Raw genomic sequence first — 25,147 nt, 5'->3', positions numbered from 1 at the left:
CATTGTGACGCGCGGGTAGGGATCACGCCATGGCGGCTAGTGCAGGTCCACCGCGAGCGAGTAGAAGCGGGTGATCTGGGTGGCGCCGTTGTTGTCGTCCGACAGCAGGTAGAGCTGCCGCCGGCCGCCGGGCAGGTAGCCGCCGAGGGCCAGCGCCTCGACGTTGTCCAGCAGCGGGTTCGGCTGCGGCTGCTTGGCGACCGCACCTGACGGCGGGCAGTCCACCAGGTCGAACAGCAACTCCTTCCGCAGGAACACCTTGTCCGGTGCGTCGGCCAGCGACGCCCGCGAGGTCACGTCGGCGGCCCGCCGCAGCGACACCGTGAACACCCGGATCGTGTTGCCGACACCCGCCACGAACGTGCGCTCCATGGAGATCAGCTGATCGCGATCCACCACGGCCAGCTCGACCAGCGACAGCCCCGGGTCGGTCTGGTAGGCGTACTGCGCGACCGGCTTGTAGCCGTGACCCGGCCAACCGAAGTACCGGATGATGCGGTTCCGCGACCGGCCGTCGGCGTCGGTGCCGTCGGGGGCGAGCGGGCCTTCCATCCCGGCGTACAAGGACCATCCGTCCGGGCTGACCGCGAGCGACTCGAACGTCGCGTTGGTGGTCGCCTCCCCGGCCGGCGCGACCAGGAAGCGCGCGGGCACCGGCAACGAGCCGACCTGCAACCCGTCGGCGAGCCGGAAGCGGCGGATCGACGGCTCCCGCTCGGAGGTGGCGAGGATGGTCCGCCCACCGCGCTCGACCACGAGTCCTTCACCGTCGAAGTCGGCGCCCGTGTACGGCGTACCGTCCGGACGCCGCAGGATCGTCATCCCGTCCACCGCGACGGTCGGCCTGCTGCTGATCCTCAGGTCGAAGACCCGGGCCGGTGTGGTCCCGATGTTGTCCACCAACGCCAGTGCACGGTCGCGACCGGTGACGTCCAGCGCGGACAGCCCGGCCACCGGCTGACCGGCGTACGTCGTCTTGTCCAGCGCGTCGCTGAACCCGAGGAACTTCGCGTCCCGCGAGCAGGCTCTATCACCGCCGCCGTGGTGGCCGGGCACGGCCGAGGCGGTCAACGGGGTGGCGAGCGCGGTCAGGGCAACGGCAGCGGCGAGCGGCTTGTGCCAGCGCATGACAATCCTCCGGCGAAGGCGAATCTGGACGACTGCAACCGATCGAAACCTATCCCGGGCAACACCGGGTGAACATCAGCGCACCAGACAGGGCCGCTTCGGATCGAACACCCAGTCCTTCAGCAGGTACTGCATGGCGAGCGCGTCGTCGCGCGCACCGAGACCGTGCTCCTGGAACAGTTCGTGGGCGGCCGCCAGCGCGTCCCGGTCCAGGTCGACGCCGAGCCCGGGCCGCGTCGGTACGGCGATCGCGCCGTCGACGATCCGCAGCGGCTCCTTGGTCAGCCCCTGCCCGTCCTGCCAGATCCAGTGCGTGTCGAGCGCGGTGATGTCACCCGGCGCGGCCGCGCCGACGTGCGTGAACATCGCCAGCGAGATGTCGAAGTGGTTGTTCGAGTGCGAACCCCAGGTCAGCCCGAAGTCGTTGCACACCTGGGCGACCCGCACCGACCCGGCCATGGTCCAGAAGTGTGGGTCCGCGAGCGGGATGTCCACCGCGTCGGCCCGGATCGCGTGCGCCAGCTCGCGCCAGTCGGTCGCGATCATGTTGGTCGCCGTCCGCAGCCCCGTCGCCCGGCGGAAGTCCGCCATCGTCTCCCGCCCGGAGAACCCCGCCTCCGCGCCGCACGGGTCCTCGACGTACGCGAGGACGTCGCCCAGCCCCGAGCACAACGCGATCGCCGTACGCACCGGCCACGCACCGTTCGGATCGACCGTGATCCGCGCCGACGGGAACCGCTTCGCCAGCGCGGTCACCGCCGCGATCTCCTCCGCGCCGTCGAACACCCCACCCTTGAGCTTGAAGTCCGCGAACCCGTACCGCTCCTGTGCCGCCTCAGCCAGCGCCACGATCGCATCGGGAGTCAACGCCGGCTTCCGGCGCAGTGCCGACCAGCGATCGCCGAACCCGTCACCGGTCTGGTACGGCAGGTCCGTGCGCGCCGGATCGCCGATGTAGAAGAGATAACCGAGCACCGGAACCCGATCCCGTTGCTGCCCGTCGCCCAGGAGCTCAGCAACCGGTACGCCGAGATGCTGCCCGAACAGATCGAGCAGCGCCGACTCGATCGCGGTCACCGCGTGCACGGTCGTCCGCAGGTCGAACGTCTGCGGTCCACGACCACCGGCGTCGCGATCGGCGAACGTCTGCGCAACGGTCCGCAGTAGCTGGCGATAACGCGAGATCTCCTGGCCCACCAGGAGTTCCGCCGCCTCGACGATCGTCGACGCGATCCGCCCGCCACCGGGCACCTCGCCGACGCCGGTGTTCCCCGAGCTGTCGGTCACGATCACGACGTTCCGGGTGAAGAACGGTCCGTGCGCGCCGCTCAGGTTGAGCAGCATGCTGTCGTGGCCGGCGACCGGGACGACCTCGACCGAGGTGACCGTGGGCGTCACTTGATCCTCCCGATCAGCTCGGTCAGCTGGGCGCGCTCGTCGTCGGTGAGGTTCTGCAGCGGCGGGCGGACCGGGCCGGCCGAGCGGCCGATCGCGGTCACGCCGGCCTTGACGATCGAGACGGCGTACCCCTTCTCGCGGTCGCGGAGGTCGAGGTAGGGCAGGACGAAGTCGTTCAGCCGGCGGTAGACGGACTCGCGATCCTGCGCCAGCACGTCGGCGTAGAAGCCGAGGGCGAACTCGGGGACGAAGTTGAAGATCGCCGAGGAGTACGTGCTGACGCCGAGTTGCAGCAGCGGGAGCGCGAACGTCTCCGCGGTCGGCAGGCCGCCGATGTACGTCAACCGGTCGCCGAGCCGGGCGTACGTGCGGGTCATCAGCTCGATGTTCCCGACGCCGTCCTTGAGGCACACCAGGTTCGCGTTGCGGTCCGCGAGCTCGGCGACGGTGACGTCGGTCAGGATCGCGTTCGCGCGGCTGTACACGGTGACGCCGAGCGCCGTACTGCGGCAGACGGCGGACACGTGCTCGATCAGACCGCGCTGACCCGCTTCGGTCAGGTACGGCGGCAGCAGCAGGATCCCGTCCGCACCGGCGGACTCGGCGGCCTGCGCCTGGGCGATCGCGGCCATGGTCCCGCCGGTCGCCGGCGCGATCACCGGGACCCGGCCGTCGATCTCGGCCACGGCGGTCCGGACGACGGTGTCGATCTCGGCCGGGGTCAACGAGAAGCCCTCCCCGGTACCACCCGCGGCGAACAGGCCAGCCACGTCGTACTGGCTCAGCCAGGACAGGTGCTCGCGGTAGCCCGGCTCGTTGAAGCTCAGGTCGTCGTGGAAGTGCGTGACGGGGAACGACAGCAGCCCGGTCTTCAGCCGCGCGGCCAGTTCGCCGGGGGAGTAGTGGGTCACGCAGTCACAGTAGGAACGCGTGACGATGCCTGTCCAAGATCAATTCTGGATCTCGTCATGCTCCGCGAGCATCGTGAGCACCCGGTGCAGGACCGGGTTGGCCGCCTCGCGGTGCCAGATCGCGTGCAGTTCGACCGGCTCTCCCGGTACGCCGACCTCGCAGTACGTCACGCCCTCGACGCCGAGGTGGCGGGCCGACGCCGGGACGAGCGCGACCCCGCGTCCGGCGGCGACCAGCAGGGTGACCGTGAGGATCTGCTGGACCCGCTGCTCGATCCGCGGACGGGCTTCGGCGAAGAAGCGGATCGTGAGCTCGTGGAAGTAGCGGGCCTGGTCCGGGGAGTAGCTGATCACCGGCTCGCCGGCGAGGTCGGCCGGGGTCAGCGGCCGGTCGACGACCGCGAGCCGATGGTTGCTCGGGACAACGGCACACAGCGGCTCCCGGAAGACGATCCGGGAGTCGAGCAGCCGGGTGTCGAACGGCGGCCGGCCGAGTCCGAGGTCGAGCTCGCCGCGCAGCAGGCCGTCGAGTTGGGCGGAGGTCACGCGCTCGTGCAGGATCACGTCGACGTCCGGCAGGTCCGCCGAGATCCGCCGCAGCAGCGGACCGAGCGTCCTGATCGCGGACGTCGCGGTGAACCCGAGCCGCAGCGTCCCGGCCGCGCCCTGGTCGACCCGGCGGGCCAGGTCACCAGCGGTCTCGACCAGCGCGAGCAGACGCCTGGCCTCGGTCAGGAAAGCCCGCCCGGCCTCCGTCAGCACCACCCGCCGGTTGTCCCGCTCGAGCAGGCGGACTCCGACCGCGCGCTCGAGCTTCTGCACCTGCCGGCTCAGGGGCGGCTGCGTCATGCTCAGCCGCTCGGCGGCCCGGCCGAAGTGCAGTTCCTCGGCGACGGCGACGAACGCTGTCAACTGGTCGAGCGAGAACATGATGCCCGAAAGGTATCAGTCGGCGGCTGGACAGCGTTGCTTGAGCATCAAGAGGTCAGGCGGTGACGGGTGTTCGCCAGGTGCACCCGTGCCGCGGCCCGGGCGGCTTCAGGGTCTGACCGCGCGATCGCGTCGTAGATGTTCTCGTGCTCGAGCACCACCCGGGCGAGATGGGCGGTGTCCGACACCTCGTACGCCGGGTTCAGCCGGGTCCGCGGCAGCATGATCATCATCGGGCCGAGCGAGTCGATCAGCTCGCGGTAGAAGCGGTTCCCGGACGCGGCCGCGATCTTCTGGTGGAACGCGAAGTCCGCCTCGACGGACCGGCTCGGGTCCTCACCGATCCGCCGGAAGTCGTCGAGCGCCCGTTCGATCGCCTTCAGCTGAGGCGCCGTACGCCGGCCGGCCGCGAGCCCGGCCGCCTCGCTCTCGACCCCGATCCGGAAGTCGAGCAAGTCCAGGACGTCCCGGTGCGATCGCACGTCCCGCAGCCCCGGCGTCCGCTCGGGCACCGCCAGCACGAAGGATCCCCGGCCCTGGAAGGTCTCGACCAGCCCGGCGGCCTGCAGCCGGGAGACGGCCTCCCGGACCACCGTCCGGCTGACCCCGAACTCGTCCACCAGCGCGCTTTCCGCCGGCAGTTTGTCTCCGGGCGCGAGCTCGCCGCTGAGCATCCGCGCCCGCAGTTGGTCGACGACCTCGTGCGCGAGCCCGCTCATCGCGTGCCGAACTCGCAGGCGTCCACCGTCCACCCCGCGCACTGTTCGGAGGTGGTGAAGCCGAGCCCTGGGCGGTCGGGCACGATCATCCGGCCGTCCCGCGTCTCCAGCCGCTCGTCGAACAACGGGTTCAGCCACTCGAAGTGCTCGACCCACGGCTCCCGCGGGTACGCCGCCGCCAGGTGGAGGTGGATCTCCATCGCGAAGTGCGGGGCCAGTTGGAGGCCGTGGTGATCGGCGAGCGCCGCCAGCCGGAGGAACGGCGTGATCCCACCGATCCGCGGGGCGTCCGGCTGGATGATGTCCGCGGCCCGGGCGTCGATCAGTCGCACGTGCTCGGTAACGCTCGACAGCATCTCGCCGGTCGCGATCGGGGTGTCCAGCGCCGCGGCCAGGTGCGCGTGCCCCTCGGCGTCGTACGCGTCCAGCGGCTCCTCGATCCAGACCAGGCCGAACTCCTCCAGCGCCCGGCCGAAGCGCAGCGCGGTCGGCCGGTCCCACTGCTGGTTCGCGTCCACCATCAGCGGTACGTCGTCGCCGAGGTGCTCGCGGACCGCGCGGACCCGCTCCAGGTCGATCCGGGTGTCCGGCTGCCCCACCTTGAGCTTGATCCCGCCGATCCCGTCCGCGAGCGACTTCGACGCGCGCTCCTTCACCTCCTCGATCGGCGCGTGCAGGAACCCGCCGGAGGTGTTGTACGCGCGGACCGAGTCGCGGTGGGCGCCGAGCAGCTTGGCCAGCGGCAGGTCCGCCCGCTTGGCCTTCAGGTCCCACAGCGCGATGTCGATCGCCGCGATCGCCTGCGTCGCCACCCCGGACCGGCCGACGGACGCCCCGGCCCAGAGCAACTTGTCGTACACCTTCGCGATGTCCGACGGATCCTCGCCGATCAGATTCGCGGCGATCTCCTTGGCATGCGCGTACTGCGCCGGCCCACCGGCCCGCTTCGAGTAGCTGAACCCGATCCCGCTGTGACCCTGCTCCGAGGCGATCTCGGCGAACAACATCACGACCTCGGTCATAGGCCGCTGCCGCCCAGTCAGCACCTTGGCATCACTCACCGCCCCCTCCAGCGGAAGAACAACCGACGACAACCGGACGTGGCGGATCTGATCACTCGGCATCCAGTCATCGTACAAGTCAGCAACATGTCTGATGAGTTGTCCCTTGATCCGGACGTAACACCGTGGATCCGGCGTGGAAACACGCACTGGCGAAGCTCTGCGCATGGCCGAATTCGACGTGGACAGTCTGTTCCGCTCCCTCGACACCGACCGGGCGAACGTGGTCTGGAAGTGGAAGCTGCTCGAGGAGCTCAAGCAGGCCGGGCTGCGCTCCGGCGACCCGCGGGTCGACCAGGCTCTGACCTGGACCCTGGCGAACACCGGTACGCCGTTCGAGCCCGGGCAGCCCGAGTGGCTCGACCTCGACCATTTCCGGACCGTCGTCCGCGAGCCGGTGATCCGGCGGGCGTTGCAGGATCAGCTGGCCGTGCCGGCGAGCGAGTTCGCGGAGCTCAGCCGCGGGGTCGAGCGGATCTACGCCGACCTGCTGGACGATCGCTCCGGCGAGGTCGCGCAGTACATCCCGACCCTGCGGGACGCCGATCCGGACCGGTTCGGGATCGCGATCTGCACCGCGGACGGTCAGGTGTTCCAGGTCGGCGACGCCGAGGCCGGGTTCAGTGTGCAGTCGACGTCCAAGCCGTTCACCTACGCGATGGCGCTGGAGCAGTCCGGCCCGGAGGAGGTGCACCGGTGGGTCGGCCAGGAGCAGAGCGGCGGGACGTTCAACGACCCCAGGCTGTCGCTGGACGCGGCCGGGAAGCCGCAGAACCCGATGATCAACGCGGGCGCGATCGCGACGCTCGCCCTGGTCGAGCCCGGGCAGGACGTGTCCGAGCGGTTCGCCAAGGTCGAGCGGATCTGGACCCGGATGATGGGCGAAGCGCCCGGATTCGACCACCGGACCTTCCTGGCCGAACGCGACACCGGGCACGGTAACCGCGGCCTGGCCAGCCTGATGGCGGCCCAGGAGATGCTGAACGTCGACCCGGCGGACCGGGACGCGCCGCAGAAGGCGGCCGAGATCTACTTCGCCGTCTGCTCGCTCGAGGTCGACGCACGACGGCTGGCCGCGGCCGGTGCGACCCTGGCCGGCGGCGGCGTCGCGCCGTACTCGGGGGAGCGGGTGTTCTCGCCGGAGACGGCCGGCCGCGTGCTGTCCGTGATGGGGCACAGCGGGATGTACAACGACTCCGGGGCGTTCGCCGACCAGGTCGGGCTGCCGTCGAAGAGCGGCGTCTCGGGCAACGTGATGATGGTCGTGCCGCAGAAGCGGATGGCTGTGGTGGTGTTCTCGCCGCGGCTGGACGAGGTCGGGAACTCGGTCCGCGGGGTCGAGACCTGCCGGCGGCTGGTGAACGACTTCGGCCTGCACCCGTACAAGAGGCTCGGCGCCGATCGGGAGACCGCCCGGCTCGCGCTGGGCGGGGTGGCGCCGGCCCGGAATGCCGGACCTGCGGGCCATCACAATGCAGCGGCCTCCACCGCGCCGAGCGTGGTGAAGGCCGAGGGACTGCAGTTGTGATGGCGTGGCGGTCCGCTGGTGCTACTCGACGGTGACCGACTTCGCCAGGTTGCGGGGCTTGTCGACGTCGTGGCCGAGGGCGACGGCGGCGTAGTAGGCGATGATTTGCAGCGGGATCGTGAGCAGGATCGGGTCGAGCTCGGGCTCGTTCTTCGGGACGACGATCTTCGCCGCCACGCCGTCCGGCACGTCCACGCCGGGGTGGGTGACCACGTACAGCGGGCCGGAACGGGCGCCGATCTCGTGCAGCGCGCCGATGTTGCGGTCGAGCAGCTCGTCGTCCGGCACGATCGCGACACTCGGCACGTCCGGCGAGATCAGCGCGAGCGGGCCGTGCTTCAGCTCGGACGTCTGGTACGCCTCGGCGTGCCGGTAGGAGATCTCCTTCAGCTTCTGCGCGCCCTCGCGGGCGACCGGGTAGCCGCGGGTCCGGCCGACGAAGAACAGGCTCTCGTGCTGGGCGAGCCGGCCGGCGATCGTGGCCAGCTCCTCCTCCTGGGCGACCACCTCGGCGATGTGACCGGGGATCTTCTTCAGGCCCTCGATCAGCCGGCGGCCGTCGGCGGGGGAGACGTCGCGGATCCGGCCGAGGTGGATGCCGAGCATCGCGAACGCGACCGCCATGTTGGTCAGCGCCTTGGTCGAGGCGACCGAGACCTCCGGGCCGGCGTGCAGGTAGACGCCGCCGTCGACCTCCCGGGCGATGCTGGAGCCGACCGCGTTGACCAGGCCGATCACCCGGCCGCCCTTGCGCTTCAGCTCCTGGACCGCTACCAGGGTGTCCAGCGTCTCGCCGGACTGGCTGACCGCGACGTACAGGGTGTCCCGCTCGACCACCGGGTTGCGGTAGCGGAACTCCGAGGCCGGCTCGGCGTCGGCCGGGATCCGGGCGACCTCCTCGATGAACTGGGCGCCCATCTGGCCGGCGTAGTAGGCCGACCCGCAGCCGAGGATCTTGACCCGCCTGATCTCCCGGGCCTCCCGGGCGTCCATGTTCAGCCCGCCCAGGTGGACGGTGTGGAAGCGCTCGTCCAGGCGGCCGCGGATGGCCCGGCCGACGGCGTCCGGCTGCTCGTGGATCTCCTTCATCATGAAGTGCTCGTGCAGGCCGCGCTCGTACTCGTCGGCCTCCCACTCGACCGTCTTCGCGGTCTTGGTGGTCGGCGAGGCGTCCTGGGTGAAGGTGCGGTAGCCGTCGGCGCGGACGGTGGCCAGCTCGCCGTCGTCCAGGTACACCACCTGACGGGTGTAGCGGATCAGCGCGGCCGCGTCGGAGGCGACGTGCATCTCGCCGTCGCCGATGCCGAGGATCAGCGGGCTGCCGTTGCGGGCGACCACGATCCGGTCCGGGAACTCCAGGTCGATCACGGCGATGCCGTAGGTGCCGTCGATCCGGCGCAGGCTGGCGAGCACCTTCTCCTCGAGGGTCTCGCCCTCGGCCTGCTCGATCAGGTGGGCGAGCACCTCGGTGTCGGTGTCCGAGCGCAGCTTGACGCCGGCGTCCTCCAGCTGGGTGCGGAGCGCGGCCGCGTTGTCGAAGATGCCGTTGTGGACGACGGCGATCCGCTCGTTGCCGCTCACGTGCGGGTGGGCGTTGTCCTTGCTCGGGCCGCCGTGGGTCGCCCACCGGGTGTGGCCGATGCCCAGCTTGCCGCCGAACCGCTTCGGCAGCGACGCCTCCAGCTCGCGGACCCGGCCGGCGTCCTTGTGCACCTTCAGCTCACTCGACCCCAGCACGGCGACACCGGCCGAGTCGTAGCCGCGGTACTCCAGCCGGGCCAGTCCGTCCACCAGGATGGGCGCGGCCGGCTTGGTGCCGACGTACCCGACGATTCCGCACATGTGTTCATGCCTTTCGGAGGTTGTCGTGGGAGGGCCCGCCGCGCGGCGGGCCCACGTGCCGTCCCCGTCAGCCGTAGACGATCCGTCGCAGCTGCCGGGCGGAGAGTTCGGGTGAGCGGACCGGCCAGTGCCGGAGCTCGGTGCCGAGCCGGGCGAAGATCTCGTCGTTGCGGGCACCGTAGGTCTGCAGCTCACGGTGCCGGCGCCGGACGTACTCCTCGGTGGTCTCGGTGAAGTACGCCAGGACGTCCGCGACCACCCGCCGCGCGTCCTCCGGCGGGAGGCCGGTGGTCCGGCTGATCTGTTCGGCGAGTTCGTCCACCGGACCCGCCGCGGCCTCACTGATCACCCGTCAACTGTGCAGTGTTTCCAGGGTCAAGGCAAAGGATCTGCCCGAAATCGGGCAAATTCACTGATTTGTCAGTAGTTAGAACAGCCGGAGTACGTCGGACTCCATGCCGCGGAGCGCGTCGTAGTCGACGGTCACGCACTCCAGGCCGCGGTCCGTGGCGAGCACCTTCGCCTGCGGCTTGATGAGCTGGGCGGCGAAGATCCCGCGGACCGGGGCGAGCAGCGGGTCACGGTTGAGCAGGTCGACGTACCGGGTCAGCTGCTCGACGCCGTCGATCTCGCCGCGGCGTTTGATCTCGACCGCGACGTGCCTGCCGTCCGCGTCCCGGCAGAGCAGGTCGACCGGCCCGATCGCGGTCGGGTACTCGCGCCGTACCAGGGTCCAGCCGTCGCCGAACGTGTGCACGTGCTCGGCCAGGAGCTCCTGCAGGTGCGCCTCGACGCCGTCCTTGATCAGCCCGGGGTCGGTGCCGAGCTCGAACGCGGTGTCGCTGTGCACCACGTCGATGGTGATCCGGAGCTCCTCACCCGCCTTGTTGGTGACGCTCCAGACGCCGTCGTCCTCGGTCAGCTTGCACGGCGGCGACATCCAGTTGAGCGGCTTGTACGAGCCGCCGTCGGCGTGGATCAGCACGGAGCCGTCCGCCTTCACCATCAGCAGCCGCGGCGCCATCGGCAGATGAGCCGTCAGCCGGCCGGAGTAGTCCACGGAACAGGTAGCGATCACCAAGCGCACGAGAAAGCACCGTAGTCCACAACCGCGCCAGAACCTACGCCGCCCGTGGAGTGGCAGTCTGGTGCCATGATCCCGAAGCCCAGCGAGCAGGCGATCGCGCAGTACGACGCGGTCGCGGCCGGACTGGAGTCGTCCGGCGTGGTCCGGGGCAGCATGTTCGGCATGCCCTGCCTGAAGATCGGCAAGAAGGTGGTCGCCGGGCTGTTCGGCGACGCGATGAACTTCAAGCTGCCGCCGGCGCCGCGGGAGAAGGCGCTCGCGCTGCCCGGCGCGGAGCCGTTCGATCCGGGGATGGGCCGGCCGATGAAGGAGTGGGTGGTGATCCCGCTGGCCCACGCTGCGGTCTGGCCGGAGTACGCCGCCGAGGCGCTGGAGTACGTGCGCGAATGAACCTCATGTGCCCGGCCCGGATCCTGCTGCCCGGCGAGCTGGTGGACGCCGCCGACGGTGAGCGGGTGGCTCAGGTCTACGCCGGTCCTCGCGAGGCGGCCGCCGGGACGCGGTTGGCGGAGCGGCTCGGCGTACGGCTGACCGTCGTACCCGAGCTGGTACGTCGGCCCGACGAGGAGCTGCTGGCGATCGCGGACCTGCACCGGGGCGAGACTGTGGTCGTGCTCGGCGTGGACCTCGGGCTGCGGTTGCCGGCGATCGTTGAGCACACCGGCGACGGGTGGACGCGGGTGCAGACGGACAACGAGGTGACACTGGCGTCGTACGAGCAGGCCGCCGACAAGTTCCGGGCGTCGATCCCGGCCGGGCCGAACACCCTGTTGATCGACCTGCTCGCGTCCGCGGTCCCCGGCGGTCGGGTGCTCGAGCTCGGCAGCGGGACCGGCCGGGACGCGGTCGAGCTGGAGCGCCGGGGTTTCGTCGTACGCCGTACCGACGCGACGCCGGCCTTCGTCGAGCTGATGCGTGCCGACGGGTACGACGTCGACCGGCTGAACGCGATCACCGACGACCTCGGCGGCCCGTACGACGCGGTGTTCGCGGACGCGGTGTTCCTGCACTTCGACCGCGCCGAGCTCGGCCACGTCCTCCGCAAAGCCGCCGAGGCAGCCCCCGTCCTCGCCTTCAGCACCCGTGAAGGCAGCGGCGAGGAATGGTCCAACCGCCACCTCGACCTCCCCCGCCACTTCGTCCTCTGGCAGGAGAAACCGCTCCGCGACCTACTCACCACGACCGGCTGGACCATCCAGCACCTCGAACGAAGCCAGACCCAGATCGGCCCCTGGCTCCACATCCTCGCCCAGCACACGTGACTCAGCTCATGGGCGGACCAGTGGGGGACTGGCATAGTTCGTCGCATGGCTCGGGAACTGGTGACGGTGGGTGTGGTGGGTCTCGGCACGATGGGCGCCGGGATCGCGGAGGTGTTCGCGCGCAACGGGCTGGCCGTGGTCGGGGTCGAGCGGGACGAGGCGGCCGCCGAGCGCGGACGCGGGCACATCCAGCACTCGACCGACCGGGCGGTGAAGCGCGGCAAGCTGTCGGTCGAGGAGCAGGAGGCGCTGTTCGACCGGGTCACGTTCGCGACCACGCTGGAGGCGCTCGCCGACTGCGACCTGGTGATCGAGGCGGTGGTCGAGCGGCTCGAGCTGAAGCGTGAGGTGTTCGCCGCGCTGGACAAGATCGTCCGCGAGGACGCGATCCTCGCGACCAACACGTCGTCGTTGTCCGTGACCGAGATCTCCGTCGCCACCGAGCGCCCGGGCCGGGTCGTCGGCATGCACTTCTTCAACCCCGCCCCGGTGCAGGAGTTCGTCGAGGTGATCAAGACGGTCGTCACCGAGCCGCACGTGGTCGAGGACGTGCAGGCGCTCGCCCGCCGGCTGGACAAGGTCCCGGTGGTCGCGGCCGACCGGGCCGGCTTCATCGCCAACGCGCTGCTGTTCGGCTACCTGAACCACGCCGTCTCGATGGTGGAGTCGCGCTACGCCACCCGCGAGGACGTGGACGCGGCGATGCGGCTCGGCTGCGGCTACCCGATGGGCCCGCTCGCGCTGCTCGACCTGATCGGCCTGGACACCGCGTACGAGATCCTCGACACGATGTACAAGCAGGGCCGCAACCGCCTGCACGCACCGGCCCCGATCCTCAAGCAGATGGTCACCGCGGGCCTGCTCGGCCGCAAGACCGGCCGCGGCTTCTACACCTACGAGGCCCCGGACTCCCCGGTGGTGGTGGATGACGAGCAGACGCCGCCGGCGTCGTCGGGCGCACCCGCCGTACGCCCGGTCCAGCAGGTCGGCGTGGTCGGCTCCGGCACGATGGCGGTCGGCATCGTCGAGGTCTGCGCGAAGGCCGGGTACGACGTCGTCTACGTTGCCCGCGGCACCGAGAAGGTCGACCGCGTCCGCGCGGCCCTGGAACGCTCGCTGGAGAAGGGCGTCCAGCGCGGCAAGCTGTCCGCCGAGGAGAAGGACGCCGCGCTGCGCCGGATCACCGGTACGGCGAAACTCGACGACCTGGCCGGGGCCGACCTGGTGATCGAGGCCGTGGTCGAGGAGCTGAGCGTCAAGCAGGCGCTGTTCGAGACGTTCGACGAGATCTGCAAGCCGGGCGCGATCCTGGCCACCACGACGTCCTCGCTGCCGGTGATCGACCTGGCGATGGCGACCAAGCGGCCGGGTGACGTGGTCGGCCTGCACTTCTTCAACCCGGCGCCGGTGATGCAGCTGGTCGAGGTCGTCAGCACCGTGAGCACCGCGCCCGAGGTGGCCGACACGGTCGCCGCCGTGGCCGTTGCCGCTGGCAAGCACCCGGTGCGCTGCGGGGACCGGGCCGGGTTCATCGTGAACGCCCTGCTGTTCCCGTACCTGAACGACGCGGTCCGGATGCTCGAGGCGCACTACTCGAACGTCGACGACATCGACGCCGCGATGAAGCTCGGCTGCCGCCTCCCGATGGGCCCGTTCGAGCTCCTCGACGTGGTCGGCCTGGACGTGTCGCTGGCGATCCAGCGCACCCTCTACCTGGAGTTCCGCGAGCCCGGTTTCGCCCCGGCCCCGCTGCTGGAGCACCTGGTCACGGCCGGCTACCTCGGCCGCAAGACCGGCCGCGGTTTCCGCGACTACACCTGACCCACGGCTACCATGGGGCCGGTTGATCGGACGTAAGGAGCGAGCATGCCCGACGAACCCGGCCGGCACCTCAGCGAGGCCCTCGGCGGTCAGTCGGCCGAACCCTTGAGCCACGACGAGCGGGTCGAGCACGAACGCGTCCGCAACCTGATCCAGGGCGTGCTGTCCTGCTACAACACGCTGGTCAACCAGGAGACCGACGCCGACCGCAAGAATGTCCTCGAGGCCGAGCGAGCCCTACACACCGAGGCCTTCCGCCGCCGCGTCGCGATGTCCCCGGCGGAGCGCGCCGAGGTCCTGCACACCTACCCCGATCTCCTGAACCGCCTCCAGGCCGACCTCGGCCGATGACCGAGCTCGCGCTCACCCCGGCCGAGGCGGCCGCGGTCGTCGCGCAGCGCCTGGCCGAGCTCACCCCGCTCCGGAGCCCGGACCGATCACCGGGTGTCCGTCCGACCGCCGTACTCATCGGCGGCCAGCCCGGCGCGGGCAAGTCGACGACCCAGGACCTCGTACAGCGTGCCCTCGGCGCGGAGACGACAGCGTCGTACGACTTCGACGACCACGCCGTCGCGCATCCGCGGTACCGGGCGCTCCTGGGCGAGCGGGGGATCGACGCGCACCGGGACGTGCACGAGAGCCTGCCGCCGGAGCTGCACCGCCGCTGCCTCGAACACCTCACCCGGGGAGAGACGCAGTACGACGTGGTGGCCAGCGCACCGCTGTCGTGGGAAGAGGGCGCGAAGCCCTGGATCGACCACTTCGCCGACGACGGCTACCGGGTCGCGGTCGTCTACGTCGCGACCAACGACGCCAACAGCCTGCTCGGCGTTGCGAACCGCTACCAGCAGTCCGTCGACGACCAGGGCATCGGCCGCTGGGTGGCGCCGAGGCTGCACGACAGCGCGTACCGCGGCGTGCCCGACACCGCGCACGCGCTGGAGTCGCAGGCGTACGTCGACGACGTCTACGTCGTCAACCGTGACGGCAACGTCCTGTACGAGAACCACCGCAAGGCCGACGGCACGATGGAGCGCCCACCCGGCGCCCGCGAGGCGATCATTGCCGAGCGCAACCGTCCGCCGACGCCGGCGGAGCGCGAGCACTTCCGCGAGGTGGCGATGTCCCTGCTCAGGCACGAGCCGAACCTCGCCGAACCGGTCCGGGACGTGGTCAGCGAGGCGATGACCCGCGAGGTCGCCCGCGCCGCTCCCGAACAGCACGACCGCGTGCCGTCCGCCGAGGACCGTATCGACCACCAGGTGGCCGCCCTCCGCCACGTCACCGGCTCAGGGATCGCGCCGCCGCACGACATCGGTCCGTCGAGCGAAGCCGCGGCCCGGTCGGAAGCCGGCCGTGCTTCAGGTGGGCGGTCGATCGACGGAGGTCCGCGGAACCTCTGACCTGCAAGACTTCCGGGTCATGCGGAGAATGCGGTATCGACGGGACCTGGTGTCCGTTTGTGCGACGTTGCTGCTCGTCGTCACCGGTCTCGGGCTGATCATGATGCCCGGGGCGGTGGGTGCCGACTGGCCGGGCTGGTCATCGTTGATGCTGCTCGTCGCCGTCCTCGTGTTGCCGACGGCATGGGTGTTGCTCGGGATCTCGTCCGGCTCCGCCACGGTCGCCCGGTGGATCGCGGTGGCCGCGGTCGGTGCGGTCCTGGCCCGTCTGGTCTGGTCGGCATACGACGTCGGCGCGGCGATCGTGATCGCGCTGCTCCCGTTGCTGTCGGTTCTCGTGCTCGCGGCCGTGGTGCTCGTCTACTCGTGGCCCCAGGCAACCTCGAGGGATCTCAGAGACGTTGCTCAGCGCAACGGGTGGCGCCTGACCGACCAGCGTGAGCTGGAGTTGCCACGGCTGCCGCTCCCGGTCGGCCGGGCCTGGAGTGTACGGAACGTCATCCAGACACCGAGCGGCACGGCGTTCGAAGTCCGCTGGCTGCAGTGGCACGGCGTACTCTGCCGCCGGCGGAGGCTGTCCGTGTTCGTCGCGCCGAGCCTGCCGGCCGCGTTGCCGCCGATGGAGGTGCGGCCGGGTGGGCTGTCCCGCTCCGACCTCACTCTGGAGAGCGCCGACTTCAATCGCAGCTTCGATGTCATCGGCAACGACGCTCGCTATCTGACCGCCGTCCTGCACCCGCGCACGATGCAAGCGCTTCTCGACGCCTGCCCGATCGCACTGGCCATCGCCGGCACCGCCCTGGTCCTGTACGACGACCAGCCGCTGACCCCGGAGTCGCTCACCCACCGCCTGGCCATACTCGACCGCAGCACCGTCCCGAACCACGTCCTCGACGATTGGGGTCAACGAGCCGGGCATCCGGCGCGCGGGCTCCGCTTCAATGGCCCGAGGCTCGATGTATCCGCCGGTGCGGTGCTCGCGAGGATGACGGCAATGGCCACCGGACTGCTCGGCTTGACGCTACTCACCTGCCTGGCCGCTGCCGCGACCGAGCCGGGCTTCGATCCACCGCATCCCGTCGGCAAGCTCCTCACCGCGGTCGCCGTCCTGCTGGTCATCGCCGTACTGTGCATGCTGGCGCCACGACGCAGACCTACGCTGAGTGGATGACCGAGCAGAGGCAGGCACCGCAGCCGCGCTCCTTGCTACCCGATGCGGACGGCCAGTGGGTACGGCGCTGGACCGGTGACGACTGGTTCGCCGAAGCCGACCGCTGGGTCCGCAGGCAGTTGGGCGACGTGTCGGTGATCGGCGCGCCCGTACCGTTCAAGATCCGCTTCTGGGCGGCCGTCTGGTGCTACCCGACCGATCACGGGCTGTTCTGGTTCAAGGAGAACAACCCCGGCCAAGCCTTCGAGGCCGCCCTGGTCGGCGCGATGGCGCAGGCGCTCCCGCAGCACGTGGTCGCTCCGCTGGCGATCGACCCGGAGCGGGGCTGGCTCCTGACCGCTGACCAGGGGACGACGCTCGACGAGCAGGGTGAGACGGACTGGGGCCGGCTCGTGACCGAGTACGCCGACTTCCAGCGCGACACGGTCCCCGTCCGCGACGCGCTGCTGGCCAGCGGTCTGACCTCGGTCGAGCCGTCACGGCTGCAGGCCGCCGCCCAGCGGATCGCCGACTGGTTCGCCGGTCTCGCGCCCGGCCACCCGCTCCGGCCCGCCCCGGCGACCCTCGACGGTCTGCGGCGAGTCGTCGACGCGATGACCGCGATCGAGCAGCGGCTGCCGGGCGTCGTACCGATGGCGTTCGATCAGAACGACCTGCACGCGCGGAACGTCTTCCGGCCGGATCCGGCCGGCCCGTTCCGCTTCTTCGACTTCGGCGACGCGGTGTGGGGGCATCCGTTCGCGACGCTGGCCATCGTTCGCGAGGACGTCGACGAGGCGGTCGTCACGGCGTACCTGGAACGATGGTCGGACCTCGCGCCGGTCGACGTCCTGCGGCAGGAGCTCGAGGTCGCCGAGCCGCTGCACACGGTCCACCGGATGGTGTCGTGGCACCGGCTGCTGGCGCACGCGGACGAGATCGAGTGCGCGGCCTGGGCGGAGAACGTCGAGCACTGGGTGGACGAGCTCGTCCGGACCTACGGCTCGGCGTCGGCGTAGTCGCCGCACGGGCCGCCACCGATCGCTTCGGACAGCGTGGCCGGGCGGCGGTCGGGCCGGACCAGCGGGTTGTAGAAGGCCGCGATCTCGGTGCTCGCCTCGGGCACGTAGTGGAAGATCAGCGAACGGCGGAAGCGGTCGGCCGACGTGTTCGGACGCGATCCGTGCACGACACTGCCGTGGAAGAACAGGACGTCGCCGGCCGTCATCCGGGTCTGGACCTTCCGCAGCCCGTCCGGCACCGGCACCTCGGCGTTGGTGAACGACTCGTTCAGGTCGGCGGGCTCCGGACACACCAGTTCGGTCCGGTGCGAGCCCGGGACGACCGCGAGGCCGCCGTTCTCCGCGTCCACGTCGTCGACCGCGATCCAGGCGGCGAGGCAGGTCTCGGGATCGGCGCGCAGGAACGTGTTGTCCTGGTGGAGCGCCTGCCCGCGCGCGCCCGGCGGCTTGAAGTAGAACATCGACTGCGCGCCGAGCGCGGGCCCGATCAGCGCGGTGACGACATCGAGGATCCGGCTGTCCAGCATGAGCTCCAGGGACAGTCTGCCGGCCTCGACGTCGGTCCGCCGGTGCGGGTGCACGAACCGCGGGAAGCGGGACAGCGGGTCGTCGTCCGGTACGCCGTCGTCGATCGCCAGCGAGTGGTCGACCGCGACCTGATCCATGAACACGGTCCTGACCTGCTCGATCTCGGCCTGGTCGAGGAGGTGCGGGACCTGGACGATGCCGTCGCGCCGGTAGATGTCTGCCAATGACTTCATACCAGCAGTGTGAGTCGGCAGCCCGGCTCGAGTGGATATCCTATCGAGCTGTGAACCTTCGAGATCCTGCTACGCCGGACTCGCCGATCCCGGTCGTCCGGCGACTCGTCACGGGTGAGTTCGACGAGGGACCGGACTACGAGACCTATCGCCGCCGCGGTACGACGGACTGGCTGCTCGTGCAGACCCTGGACGGCGGCGGCCGGTTCGCCGACGTCGACGCGGATCCCGGCACGATCGTCCTGGTCCGGCCGGACACGCCTCATGACTACGGCACCCGCGACGACCGCTGGCACTTCCTGTACGCGCACTTCCACCCGAAACCGGACTGGTCACCGCTGCTCGACTGGCCGGAAGTTGCCCCCGGCATCCTTCAGCTGCGGCCGGCCGCCCCGGCCGCCGAGCGGATCGCCGGCCACCTGCGGGACGCCGTCCGGCACCAGCGCAGCGTGCTTCCCCAGGGCGAGCAGCTGAGCGTGAACGCCCTCGAAGCCGCCCTGCTGTGGTGCGACACGCAGAACCCCAAGGCGGTCCGGATCGACGACCGCCTGCTCCGCGTGATCGAGCTGATCGACCAGGACCTCAAGGCCCGGCTCGACCTGCCCAAACTGGCCCGCGCGGTCAACCTGTCGGTGTCCCGGTTCGCGCACCTGTTCCGCGAGCAACTCGGCGTCAGCCCGGCACAGTTCGTCGAACGCCGCCGGCTCGACGCCGCCTGCCGCCTCCTCGAGCTCACCACCCGCCCGATCGCCTCGGTCGCGGCCGAGGTCGGCTACCCCGACCCGCTCTACTTCTCCACCCGCTTCCGCCACCACACCGGCCAGAGCCCGACGGCCTACCGGCGTGGTTGAGGAGCTAGGGGAGGAACGGCGTGAGCGCGGCGAGGAAGTCGTCGAGGCGTTCGGCGTGCACCCAGTGGCCGGCCTCGGGGACCTCGGCGTACCGGACCTGGGGGAAGTACGACGCGATCGTCGCGCGGTGGTCCTGCTGGACGTAGTCGGACTTGCCGCCGTAAATGAACAACGTGGGGCCGTCGTAGCGCAGCCCGTCGACCGAAGGCCAGCCGGAGATCGCCGGGAGGGCGGCCTCGATCACCGGCAGGTTGGGCCGCCAGCGAGCGCCGGCGTCGTCGAGGATCAGGTTCTGCAGGAGGAACGCGCGCGTGCCGGGGGAGTCGACCGCGCCGGCGAGCTGGGCGTCCACGTCGGCGCGGCGCTGGACGTTGCTCAGGTCCGCGGTGCGCATCGCCCGGGCGTACTCGACGAACGCCGGTGGGTAGCCGACCGGGGCCGCGTCCACGACGACCAGCCGCTCGACCACCTCGGGGTGCTGCAGCGCCGTGAGCATCGCGGTCTTGCCGCCCATCGAGTGGCCGACCAGGGCGACCGGGCCGACGCCGAGCGACTCGATCGTCTCCCGGACGTCGGCGGCCATCTCCGGGTAGCTCATCGTCTGGGTGTGCGGCGACGTGCCGTGGTTGCGCAGGTCGAACGCGAACACCCGGTGGGCCGACGACAGCCGTCGGGCGGCGGTCATCCAGTTCCGGCCGGAGCCGAACAGGCCGTGCATGACCACGACCGGCGTACCGCTGTCGCCGTACGACGTGACCGGAAGCTTCATCGAACCTCTTTCGCGGGTGCGGCGGTGCAGCGGAGTCAGCGGCGACGTTGCCAGCAGGCGGTGTGCCAGTGGCGTCGCTCGTCGAGGGACTGGGCGCCGCCGAGTGCGGCGAGCAGGCTGGGGTTCTCCGGCCAGACCACGACGTGCGGCGTGGCCGGCGGGATCAGCTGGTCGCAGCCGGGGCAACGATAAGCCTTGCCGGCGGAGGAGCCGGACACGCGACGGACGATCCACTCGCCGTCGGACCGCTCCTCCCGGGCCTGAGTGCCGCCGAGCAGCGGCCGGTCACTGACCGGCCGCTGCCACTTCGAAGGCTTCCGGCGCGACATAGCCCCTCAAGGCTAGCCGTATGACCCAGCTCACCCGGGGCTGAGTCAGGTCATTCCCGACGGTCGATCAGCTCCGGGCGACGGCGTACGCCGCGGTGCCGATCAGCTCCATCGAGACCTGCAGCCGCTCGAGGCTGACGTTCTTCGCGATGGTGTCCTCGGGGGAGTGGTACGGCGGCTCGAGGAAGGCCGGCGAGATCTCGCCCCGCCAGGAGAAGTTGGCCGACGCGATGCCGACCTCCTGGAACGACTGGTGGTCGGACGCGCCGCGCTGGACCGGGCCGACCATCTGCGGGTCGTACCCGAGCCGTACGCCGGCCGCCCGGACCGCGTCCGTCGCCGTGTTCGCGAGGCCGGTGAACGACAGCAGCCAGTAGGTGATCGCCGGGTCCCAGCTGGTCGCGACCATGTCGTTCTGGAACACGGCCGCGTGCCGGTCGCGCTGGGCCTGGTCCAGCTGCGCCACGTGGTACCGCGAGCCGATCAGGCCCTGCTCCTCCGAGCCCCACAGCGCGAACCGCAGGGTCGCCCTGGTCGGGATCCGGCTGAACACGCGGGCCAGCTCCATCGTCAGCACGGTGCCGGAGCCGTCGTCGTTCGCGCCCGGCGCACCGATGACCGAGTCGTAGTGACCGCTGACGACGACGATCGGGGCGTTCGGGCCGCCCTTGCCGCGGCGCTCGCCGATCACGTTGTTCGAGATCAGGCCGCGGTGCGCGGTGGTGCTGATGCGCAGCGGCAGCGTGTTCACCACCGCCAGCGCCTCGCGGATCAGCCGCTTCTGCACCTGGGCGACGCCGATCACCGGAATCGGAGCGTCGGTGAGACCGGCCGGCGAGAACGCCTGCGCGCGGCGCGGGAACACCAGGTCGGCCGGCAGCAGGATGACGCCCACCGCTCCACGTGCCGCGGCCTCCGCGACCAGCGCCGGGCGTGCGGCCGAGGTGTCGTCGGCGATCACGATCGCACCGGCGACGTCGGCCGGCCACACCGGCGCGGTGGCCGGACCGACGTCCCGGACCGGCCCTTCGACGGTGACGTCCAGCTTGCCGCCGGGCGCCGCGCCCGCCTGCCAGCAGAGGTCGTTCGGCAGGATGTCGCGGACGTCCTCGATCTGGGCGGTGAACTTGTCCGCCACCGGGAACGGCTCCAGCCGGGTGTGATACCCGTACCGGTCGAGCTGGCCGGCGATGTAGTCGGCCGCCCGCTTCTCGCTCCTGGTCCCGCCGATCCGCGGCCCGATGTACTCGGACAGCACGCGCAGGTGCTGCAGTGCGCGCTCGGAGGACAACCCGGACACGATCTGCCGGTCGTACCGGTCGAGCCTCGGGTGGTGCGCGGCGCCGGGACGCTGGTCGTCCGCACCCCAGGCGGGAGCGGCGGGCAGAGCGGTGGCGGCGGTGACCCCGGCGACGGCTCCGAGCAGGCCGCGACGACTCAAACCTGATTTCTCGGTCATGAAGGTCTCCTCACAAGGTGGCGGCCCCGAGAGCGAGACCGTAACCGATCGATCACCCGGGGCGCTGCACCTCGTGAAGGTTTTTCCTGAGCAGGTAGGGAAATCCCTAGTGCTGGGCGCGGAGCTCGCTGCCGACCTCGTGCATGTGCTCCAGGCCCAACCGGTACGACGCGATCAGTCCGGTGCTCAGGTACGGCATGCCGATGCGTTCGCAGTACGCCCGGACGATCGGCTGGGCGAGGCGCAGGTTGGCCCGCGGCATGCTCGGGAAGAGGTGGTGCTCGATCTGGTAGTTCAGGCCGCCCATCATCCAGTCGGTGACCAGCCCGCCGTTCACGTTGCGGGAGGTGAGCACCTGCTTCTCCAGGTGACCCCACTGGCTGTCGTCGTCCGGCATCTCCATGCCCTTGTGGTTCGGCGCGAACACGCCGCCGAGGTGCAGGCCGAAGACCATGTGGTGGACGAGCGCGAAGAGCACCGCCTGGCCCGGCGACATGATCAGGACCAGCGCGGTGACGTAGAGCGCCAGGTGGGCGGCGATCAGGCCGAGCTCCAGCCGGGCCTCCCGACGCGGCCGGCCGGGCAGACGGTGTTGCCGCCGGAGGAACAGGATGCTGGAGACCTTGAGGTTGAACCCCTCGAGCGTGAGCAGCGGGAAGAAGATCCGCGCCTGGTTGCGGGTCAGCCAGCCGTGCAGGCCGCTGCGGCCCTCGGCCTGCTCCAGCGTCCAGACCAGCACACCCTCGCCGACGTCGGGGTCCTTGCCGGTGTGGTTCGGGTTCGCGTGGTGGCGGTTGTGCTTGTCGTTCCACCAGCCGTAGCTCATCCCGCACAGCAGGTTGCCGTGCAGCAGCCCCAGGCGGTCGTGCCAGCTGCGCGAGCCGGCGATCTGCTGGTGGCCGGCGTCGTGGCCGAAGAACGCCGCGCGCGTGGTCAGGACGGCCAGCGGGATCGCGAGCAGCAGGACCCACCAGGAGCTGCCGACGACCGCGATCGCGGCCCAGGTGAGGGCCAGCAGCCCGGTGTTGATGCCGATCGCCATCGCGTACGCCGCGGTCCGCCGCTGGAGCAGCCCGGCCGCCTTGATCTCACGGAGTAGCGGGGCGAAGTCACTACCCTTGGTCAGTGTGCTGGTCATGTGGTCAACCCTTCCGGACGGTGGCCGACCGCACACGAGTACTACTACCCGCATCGACCGGGGTGACAGTGCCCCGGCGAGAGTGGACCTAACACCACTGAGACAAGGCTCACCCTAAGTCATGATTGAGCCATGGACACCATTGCCACCCAGGCGCCGCCGATGCGGTACCCCAGGCTCGCCCAGCCGTGGATCGCGCTGTTCCTGGCCGTGCTGGCCGAGATCGGCATCGCCTTCTTCGTGCTCAACGTGGTCTCGGTGCCGCTGATCGCGGTCTGGGTCGGCATTCCGATGCTGCTCGCGTTCATCCCGGCCACCCGCTGGTTCGCGAACTGCCACCGGACGATGCTGGCCGGCTTCACCGGTGAGCGGATCCCGCGCCCGTACCGGAAGCCGCCGATGCCCGGCATCCTGATGTGGCTGCGGACCACGCTGACCGACCCGGCGACCTGGCGGGACATGATCTGGCTGATCGTGAACGCGACCATCGGGTTCACGCTGAACCTGCTGTCCGCCGTCCTGTTCCTGGCGACGCTGTTCTACCTGGTCTACCCGCTGCTCGTCGGCGTGACTCCGGAGGGAATCTTCACCGAGCCGTTCGGCGGCCTGGTCACGGTCAACTTCTGGACCAGCTTCCTGGTCATGCCGGTCGCGCTGATCGCGTTCATGATCTGGATGGCGGCCGGTGAGCGGTTGCTGAAGGCGAACGCGTTCATGGCCCGCTCGCTGCTCGGCCCGACCGAGAGCGCCAAGCTGGCGCTGCGGGTCCGCGAGCTGGCCGAGTCCCGCGCGGAGACCGTCGACACCCAGGCGGCCGAGCTGCGCCGGATCGAGCGCGACCTGCACGACGGCGCCCAGGCCCGGCTGGCCGCGCTCAGCATGAACCTCGGCATGGCCGAGGAGATGGTCAACCGCGACCCCGCCCAGGCGGCCGCCCTGCTGACCGAAGCCCGCCAATCCGCGAGTACGGCGCTGTCGGAGCTGCGCGACCTGGTCCGCGGCATCCACCCGCCGGTGCTCGCCGACCGCGGGCTCGAGGGCGCGGTCAAGGCGCTCGCGCTGTCCTGCCCGTTCAAGGTCGACGTCACCTTCGACGTCCCCGGCCGGCCACCCGCGCCGGTCGAGTCGGCGGCGTACTTCGCGGTCGCCGAGGCGCTCGCGAACGCGGTGAAGTACTCCGCCGCGACGAACGCCTGGATCCAGATCACGCACGAGGACGAGCGGCTGCACCTGATCGTCGGCGACGACGGGGTCGGTGGTGCCGTGATCAAACCCGGTGGCGGTCTGTACGGTATCGAGCGGCGGCTGGCCGCCTTCGACGGTACGTTGACCGTGGTGAGCCCGAGTGCCGGGCCGACCACCGTGATCATGGAGCTGCCTTGCGAGTCCTCATCGCTGAAGACCACGCCCTCCTCCGGGACGGCCTGATCCGCCTGCTGGAGGCGCACGACTTCGAGGTCGTCGAGGCGGTCGACAACGGTCCCCGGCTGGTGCCCGCGCTGGTGGAGCACCGGCCGGACGTGGCCGTGGTCGACGTACGGCTGCCGCCGACGTTCACCGACGAGGGCCTGAAGGCCGCGATCGAGGCCCGGACCAAGGTCCCCGGACTGCCGATCCTGGTGCTGTCGCAGTACGTCGAGCAGCTCTACGCCCGCGAGCTCCTGACCGGCGGCGGTGGCGGGGTCGGGTACCTGCTCAAGGACCGGGTGTCCAACGTCGCCGACTTCCTCGACGCGGTCCGCCGGGTCGCGTCCGGCGGCACCGCGATGGACCCGGACGTGATCGGTCAGCTCCTGGCCCGCAGTACCAAGGACTCGCCGGTCAGCCGCCTCACGCCGCGCGAGGCCGAGGTCCTGGGCCTGATGGCCGAGGGCCGCTCGAACGCCGCGATCGCGAGTGCCCTGTTCGTCACCGAGAAGGCGGTCAGCAAGCACACCAACAACATCTTCGCCAAGCTCGATCTGCCGCCGTCCGAGGACGACAACCGCCGGGTGATGGCCGTCCTCACCTACTTGTCCTCCCGCTGATCCCTTACCGTCAGAGGTGGGGGAAGGGGGAGCACCATGCCGAACTTTTCGGGGATCGACCATCTCAGCCTGTCCGTGACGGATCTGGACCGCAGCGAGCGCTTCTACACCGAGGTGCTCGGGCTGACGCCGCTGATGGACTTCGGGATCGCCCGGACGTACGTCGACCGGCCGAGCGGTTTCATCCTGTCGCTGATCAAGCACGAGGCGGGGACGGGGAAGCCGTTCAGCGAGCTCAACACCGGGATCGACCACCTCGGCCTGAACGCGGCCAGCCGGGACGAGCTGGTCGAGTGGGAGAAGCGCTTCGACGAGTTGGGCGTCACCTACACGCCGATCCGGGACATGGAGTTCGCGTCCCACCTGAACTTCCGCGACCCGGACAACATCGCGCTCGAGTTGAGCGCGTCGAACGGGGTGATGGCCGGCTGGCTGGCCGAGCTGAAGGAGCGTGAGTTCACCCAGGACGAGATCAAGGCCCGGGTGGCGGCGTACTTCGCCACCCTGCAGTGATCGATCCTGCGCGGGTAAACGTTTGTCGGTAATCCATT

General features: G+C 70.4%; 26 protein-coding genes. 12 read left to right on the top strand and 14 right to left on the bottom strand.

Annotated elements, in window-relative coordinates; translation table 11 throughout:
- Positions 1-36 precede the first annotated feature (36 nt).
- The 6 genes from ACQPYZ_RS25255 to ACQPYZ_RS25230 form a co-directional block, all read right to left on the bottom strand.
- Positions 37-1,128, bottom strand: coding sequence for an esterase-like activity of phytase family protein (locus tag ACQPYZ_RS25255; RefSeq protein WP_433160468.1), 1,092 nt, complete (start codon positions 1,126-1,128; stop codon positions 37-39).
- A 75-nt stretch (positions 1,129-1,203) separates the two neighbouring features.
- The gene (locus ACQPYZ_RS25250; RefSeq protein WP_433160467.1) at positions 1,204-2,526 is read right to left on the bottom strand and encodes an enolase C-terminal domain-like protein; all 1,323 of its coding nucleotides are present in this window, start codon (positions 2,524-2,526) and stop codon (positions 1,204-1,206) included.
- Complete coding sequence (gene kdgD, locus ACQPYZ_RS25245; RefSeq protein WP_433160466.1) at positions 2,523-3,437, bottom strand: 5-dehydro-4-deoxyglucarate dehydratase; 915 nt, start codon at positions 3,435-3,437, stop codon at positions 2,523-2,525. The genes ACQPYZ_RS25250 and kdgD overlap by 4 nt, the downstream gene beginning before the upstream one ends.
- Positions 3,438-3,476: 39 nt before the next feature.
- Positions 3,477-4,367 carry a LysR family transcriptional regulator gene (locus ACQPYZ_RS25240; protein ID WP_433160464.1) on the bottom strand — a complete coding sequence of 297 codons (891 nt, stop codon included), beginning with the start codon at positions 4,365-4,367 and terminating at the stop codon, positions 3,477-3,479.
- 47 nt (positions 4,368-4,414) lie between these two features.
- Positions 4,415-5,119, bottom strand: coding sequence for a FadR/GntR family transcriptional regulator (locus ACQPYZ_RS25235; RefSeq protein ID WP_433160462.1), 705 nt, complete (start codon positions 5,117-5,119; stop codon positions 4,415-4,417).
- A complete protein-coding gene (locus tag ACQPYZ_RS25230; RefSeq protein WP_433160461.1) occupies positions 5,083-6,210 on the bottom strand; it encodes an L-talarate/galactarate dehydratase in 1,128 nt (375 codons plus the stop codon). The genes ACQPYZ_RS25235 and ACQPYZ_RS25230 overlap by 37 nt, the downstream gene beginning before the upstream one ends.
- A 103-nt stretch (positions 6,211-6,313) precedes the next feature.
- Between ACQPYZ_RS25230 and glsA the strand changes: the two genes are divergently transcribed.
- Positions 6,314-7,675, top strand: a complete 1,362-nt coding sequence (glsA, locus tag ACQPYZ_RS25225) for a glutaminase A (protein WP_433160459.1) — start codon at positions 6,314-6,316, stop codon at positions 7,673-7,675.
- A gap of 21 nt (positions 7,676-7,696) precedes the next feature.
- On the opposite strand, the gene glmS is transcribed toward glsA, so the two are convergent.
- The 3 genes from glmS to nucS form a co-directional block, all read right to left on the bottom strand.
- Positions 7,697-9,517, bottom strand: a complete 1,821-nt coding sequence (glmS, locus tag ACQPYZ_RS25220; RefSeq protein ID WP_433160458.1) for a glutamine--fructose-6-phosphate transaminase (isomerizing) — start codon at positions 9,515-9,517, stop codon at positions 7,697-7,699.
- A gap of 67 nt (positions 9,518-9,584) precedes the next feature.
- A complete protein-coding gene (locus ACQPYZ_RS25215; RefSeq protein ID WP_433160456.1) occupies positions 9,585-9,866 on the bottom strand; it encodes a hypothetical protein in 282 nt (93 codons plus the stop codon).
- 78 nt (positions 9,867-9,944) lie between these two features.
- On the bottom strand, positions 9,945-10,604 hold the full coding sequence (nucS, locus tag ACQPYZ_RS25210) for an endonuclease NucS (protein ID WP_433160454.1): 660 nt from the start codon (positions 10,602-10,604) through the stop codon (positions 9,945-9,947).
- A 66-nt stretch (positions 10,605-10,670) separates the two neighbouring features.
- Between nucS and ACQPYZ_RS25205 the strand changes: the two genes are divergently transcribed.
- Genes ACQPYZ_RS25205 through ACQPYZ_RS25175 form a run of 7 tightly spaced genes read left to right on the top strand, consistent with a single transcriptional unit; the run spans position 10,671 to position 17,259 of the window.
- Positions 10,671-10,994: a hypothetical protein gene (locus tag ACQPYZ_RS25205; RefSeq protein WP_433160453.1), complete on the top strand. Its 324-nt coding sequence runs from the start codon at positions 10,671-10,673 to the stop codon at positions 10,992-10,994.
- Entirely contained in the window at positions 10,991-11,866 is an 876-nt protein-coding gene (locus ACQPYZ_RS25200) for a class I SAM-dependent methyltransferase (protein WP_433160451.1), read from the top strand. The genes ACQPYZ_RS25205 and ACQPYZ_RS25200 overlap by 4 nt, the downstream gene beginning before the upstream one ends.
- A 45-nt stretch (positions 11,867-11,911) precedes the next feature.
- On the top strand, positions 11,912-13,687 hold the full coding sequence (locus ACQPYZ_RS25195) for a 3-hydroxyacyl-CoA dehydrogenase family protein (protein ID WP_433160450.1): 1,776 nt from the start codon (positions 11,912-11,914) through the stop codon (positions 13,685-13,687).
- Between the two features lie 45 nt (positions 13,688-13,732).
- Entirely contained in the window at positions 13,733-14,038 is a 306-nt protein-coding gene (locus tag ACQPYZ_RS25190; protein ID WP_433160448.1) for a hypothetical protein, read from the top strand.
- Positions 14,035-15,090 (top strand): zeta toxin family protein, encoded by a 1,056-nt coding sequence (locus ACQPYZ_RS25185; RefSeq protein ID WP_433160446.1) that lies wholly within the window; start codon positions 14,035-14,037, stop codon positions 15,088-15,090. Before ACQPYZ_RS25190 ends, ACQPYZ_RS25185 begins: the two co-directional genes overlap by 4 nt.
- 19 nt (positions 15,091-15,109) lie before the next feature.
- Positions 15,110-16,261 carry a hypothetical protein gene (locus ACQPYZ_RS25180; RefSeq protein WP_433160445.1) on the top strand — a complete coding sequence of 384 codons (1,152 nt, stop codon included), beginning with the start codon at positions 15,110-15,112 and terminating at the stop codon, positions 16,259-16,261.
- Positions 16,258-17,259 (top strand): hypothetical protein, encoded by a 1,002-nt coding sequence (locus ACQPYZ_RS25175; RefSeq protein WP_433160443.1) that lies wholly within the window; start codon positions 16,258-16,260, stop codon positions 17,257-17,259. The genes ACQPYZ_RS25180 and ACQPYZ_RS25175 overlap by 4 nt, the downstream gene beginning before the upstream one ends.
- Here the strand turns inward: ACQPYZ_RS25175 and ACQPYZ_RS25170 are convergent.
- A complete protein-coding gene (locus ACQPYZ_RS25170) occupies positions 17,238-18,023 on the bottom strand; it encodes a phytanoyl-CoA dioxygenase family protein (RefSeq protein WP_433160441.1) in 786 nt (261 codons plus the stop codon). The two genes, ACQPYZ_RS25175 and ACQPYZ_RS25170, sit on opposite strands and share 22 nt — an antisense overlap.
- A 50-nt stretch (positions 18,024-18,073) precedes the next feature.
- Between ACQPYZ_RS25170 and ACQPYZ_RS25165 the strand changes: the two genes are divergently transcribed.
- Positions 18,074-18,874 carry a helix-turn-helix domain-containing protein gene (locus tag ACQPYZ_RS25165; RefSeq protein ID WP_433160440.1) on the top strand — a complete coding sequence of 267 codons (801 nt, stop codon included), beginning with the start codon at positions 18,074-18,076 and terminating at the stop codon, positions 18,872-18,874.
- A 4-nt stretch (positions 18,875-18,878) separates the two neighbouring features.
- Here ACQPYZ_RS25165 and ACQPYZ_RS25160 read toward each other — a convergent pair whose 3' ends face one another.
- From ACQPYZ_RS25160 to ACQPYZ_RS25145, 4 genes are all read right to left on the bottom strand, one after another.
- Entirely contained in the window at positions 18,879-19,643 is a 765-nt protein-coding gene (locus ACQPYZ_RS25160) for an alpha/beta fold hydrolase (protein ID WP_433160438.1), read from the bottom strand.
- 35 nt (positions 19,644-19,678) lie between these two features.
- On the bottom strand, positions 19,679-19,972 hold the full coding sequence (locus tag ACQPYZ_RS25155; RefSeq protein ID WP_433160436.1) for a hypothetical protein: 294 nt from the start codon (positions 19,970-19,972) through the stop codon (positions 19,679-19,681).
- A gap of 67 nt (positions 19,973-20,039) precedes the next feature.
- Entirely contained in the window at positions 20,040-21,431 is a 1,392-nt protein-coding gene (locus ACQPYZ_RS25150; protein ID WP_433160435.1) for a M28 family metallopeptidase, read from the bottom strand.
- Positions 21,432-21,537: 106 nt separating this feature from the next.
- Positions 21,538-22,569, bottom strand: a complete 1,032-nt coding sequence (locus ACQPYZ_RS25145) for a fatty acid desaturase family protein (RefSeq protein ID WP_433160433.1) — start codon at positions 22,567-22,569, stop codon at positions 21,538-21,540.
- A 132-nt stretch (positions 22,570-22,701) separates the two neighbouring features.
- Between ACQPYZ_RS25145 and ACQPYZ_RS25140 the strand changes: the two genes are divergently transcribed.
- Genes ACQPYZ_RS25140 through ACQPYZ_RS25130 form a run of 3 tightly spaced genes read left to right on the top strand, consistent with a single transcriptional unit; the run spans position 22,702 to position 25,109 of the window.
- Positions 22,702-23,997, top strand: coding sequence for a sensor histidine kinase (locus ACQPYZ_RS25140; RefSeq protein WP_433160432.1), 1,296 nt, complete (start codon positions 22,702-22,704; stop codon positions 23,995-23,997).
- Positions 23,949-24,596, top strand: a complete 648-nt coding sequence (locus ACQPYZ_RS25135) for a response regulator (RefSeq protein ID WP_433160430.1) — start codon at positions 23,949-23,951, stop codon at positions 24,594-24,596. The genes ACQPYZ_RS25140 and ACQPYZ_RS25135 overlap by 49 nt, the downstream gene beginning before the upstream one ends.
- A gap of 36 nt (positions 24,597-24,632) precedes the next feature.
- Entirely contained in the window at positions 24,633-25,109 is a 477-nt protein-coding gene (locus ACQPYZ_RS25130) for a VOC family protein (protein WP_433160428.1), read from the top strand.
- Positions 25,110-25,147: the final 38 nt, after the last annotated feature.

Origin of the sequence: Kribbella sp. CA-247076, from assembly GCF_050942445.1 — a bacterium.
In the GTDB taxonomy this organism is placed as follows: domain Bacteria; phylum Actinomycetota; class Actinomycetes; order Propionibacteriales; family Kribbellaceae; genus Kribbella.
This window is presented reverse-complemented; position numbering and strand designations above follow the sequence as displayed.

Excerpts from the sequence above, each read along its gene's own strand:
- ACQPYZ_RS25255 (WP_433160468.1), bottom strand. The coding sequence starts at position 1,128 with ATGCGCTGGCACAAGCCGCTCGCCGCTGCCGTTGCCCTGACCGCGCTC.
- ACQPYZ_RS25240 (WP_433160464.1), bottom strand. The coding sequence starts at position 4,367 with ATGTTCTCGCTCGACCAGTTGACAGCGTTCGTCGCCGTCGCCGAGGAA.
- ACQPYZ_RS25230 (WP_433160461.1), bottom strand. The coding sequence starts at position 6,210 with ATGCCGAGTGATCAGATCCGCCACGTCCGGTTGTCGTCGGTTGTTCTT.
- glsA (WP_433160459.1), top strand. The coding sequence starts at position 6,314 with ATGGCCGAATTCGACGTGGACAGTCTGTTCCGCTCCCTCGACACCGAC.
- glmS (WP_433160458.1), bottom strand. The coding sequence starts at position 9,517 with ATGTGCGGAATCGTCGGGTACGTCGGCACCAAGCCGGCCGCGCCCATC.
- ACQPYZ_RS25205 (WP_433160453.1), top strand. The coding sequence starts at position 10,671 with ATGATCCCGAAGCCCAGCGAGCAGGCGATCGCGCAGTACGACGCGGTC.
- ACQPYZ_RS25200 (WP_433160451.1), top strand. The coding sequence starts at position 10,991 with ATGAACCTCATGTGCCCGGCCCGGATCCTGCTGCCCGGCGAGCTGGTG.
- ACQPYZ_RS25195 (WP_433160450.1), top strand. The coding sequence starts at position 11,912 with ATGGCTCGGGAACTGGTGACGGTGGGTGTGGTGGGTCTCGGCACGATG.
- ACQPYZ_RS25190 (WP_433160448.1), top strand. The coding sequence starts at position 13,733 with ATGCCCGACGAACCCGGCCGGCACCTCAGCGAGGCCCTCGGCGGTCAG.
- ACQPYZ_RS25185 (WP_433160446.1), top strand. The coding sequence starts at position 14,035 with ATGACCGAGCTCGCGCTCACCCCGGCCGAGGCGGCCGCGGTCGTCGCG.
- ACQPYZ_RS25180 (WP_433160445.1), top strand. The coding sequence starts at position 15,110 with ATGCGGAGAATGCGGTATCGACGGGACCTGGTGTCCGTTTGTGCGACG.
- ACQPYZ_RS25175 (WP_433160443.1), top strand. The coding sequence starts at position 16,258 with ATGACCGAGCAGAGGCAGGCACCGCAGCCGCGCTCCTTGCTACCCGAT.
- ACQPYZ_RS25170 (WP_433160441.1), bottom strand. The coding sequence starts at position 18,023 with ATGAAGTCATTGGCAGACATCTACCGGCGCGACGGCATCGTCCAGGTC.
- ACQPYZ_RS25160 (WP_433160438.1), bottom strand. The coding sequence starts at position 19,643 with ATGAAGCTTCCGGTCACGTCGTACGGCGACAGCGGTACGCCGGTCGTG.
- ACQPYZ_RS25155 (WP_433160436.1), bottom strand. The coding sequence starts at position 19,972 with ATGTCGCGCCGGAAGCCTTCGAAGTGGCAGCGGCCGGTCAGTGACCGG.
- ACQPYZ_RS25150 (WP_433160435.1), bottom strand. The coding sequence starts at position 21,431 with ATGACCGAGAAATCAGGTTTGAGTCGTCGCGGCCTGCTCGGAGCCGTC.
- ACQPYZ_RS25145 (WP_433160433.1), bottom strand. The coding sequence starts at position 22,569 with ATGACCAGCACACTGACCAAGGGTAGTGACTTCGCCCCGCTACTCCGT.
- ACQPYZ_RS25140 (WP_433160432.1), top strand. The coding sequence starts at position 22,702 with ATGGACACCATTGCCACCCAGGCGCCGCCGATGCGGTACCCCAGGCTC.
- ACQPYZ_RS25130 (WP_433160428.1), top strand. The coding sequence starts at position 24,633 with ATGCCGAACTTTTCGGGGATCGACCATCTCAGCCTGTCCGTGACGGAT.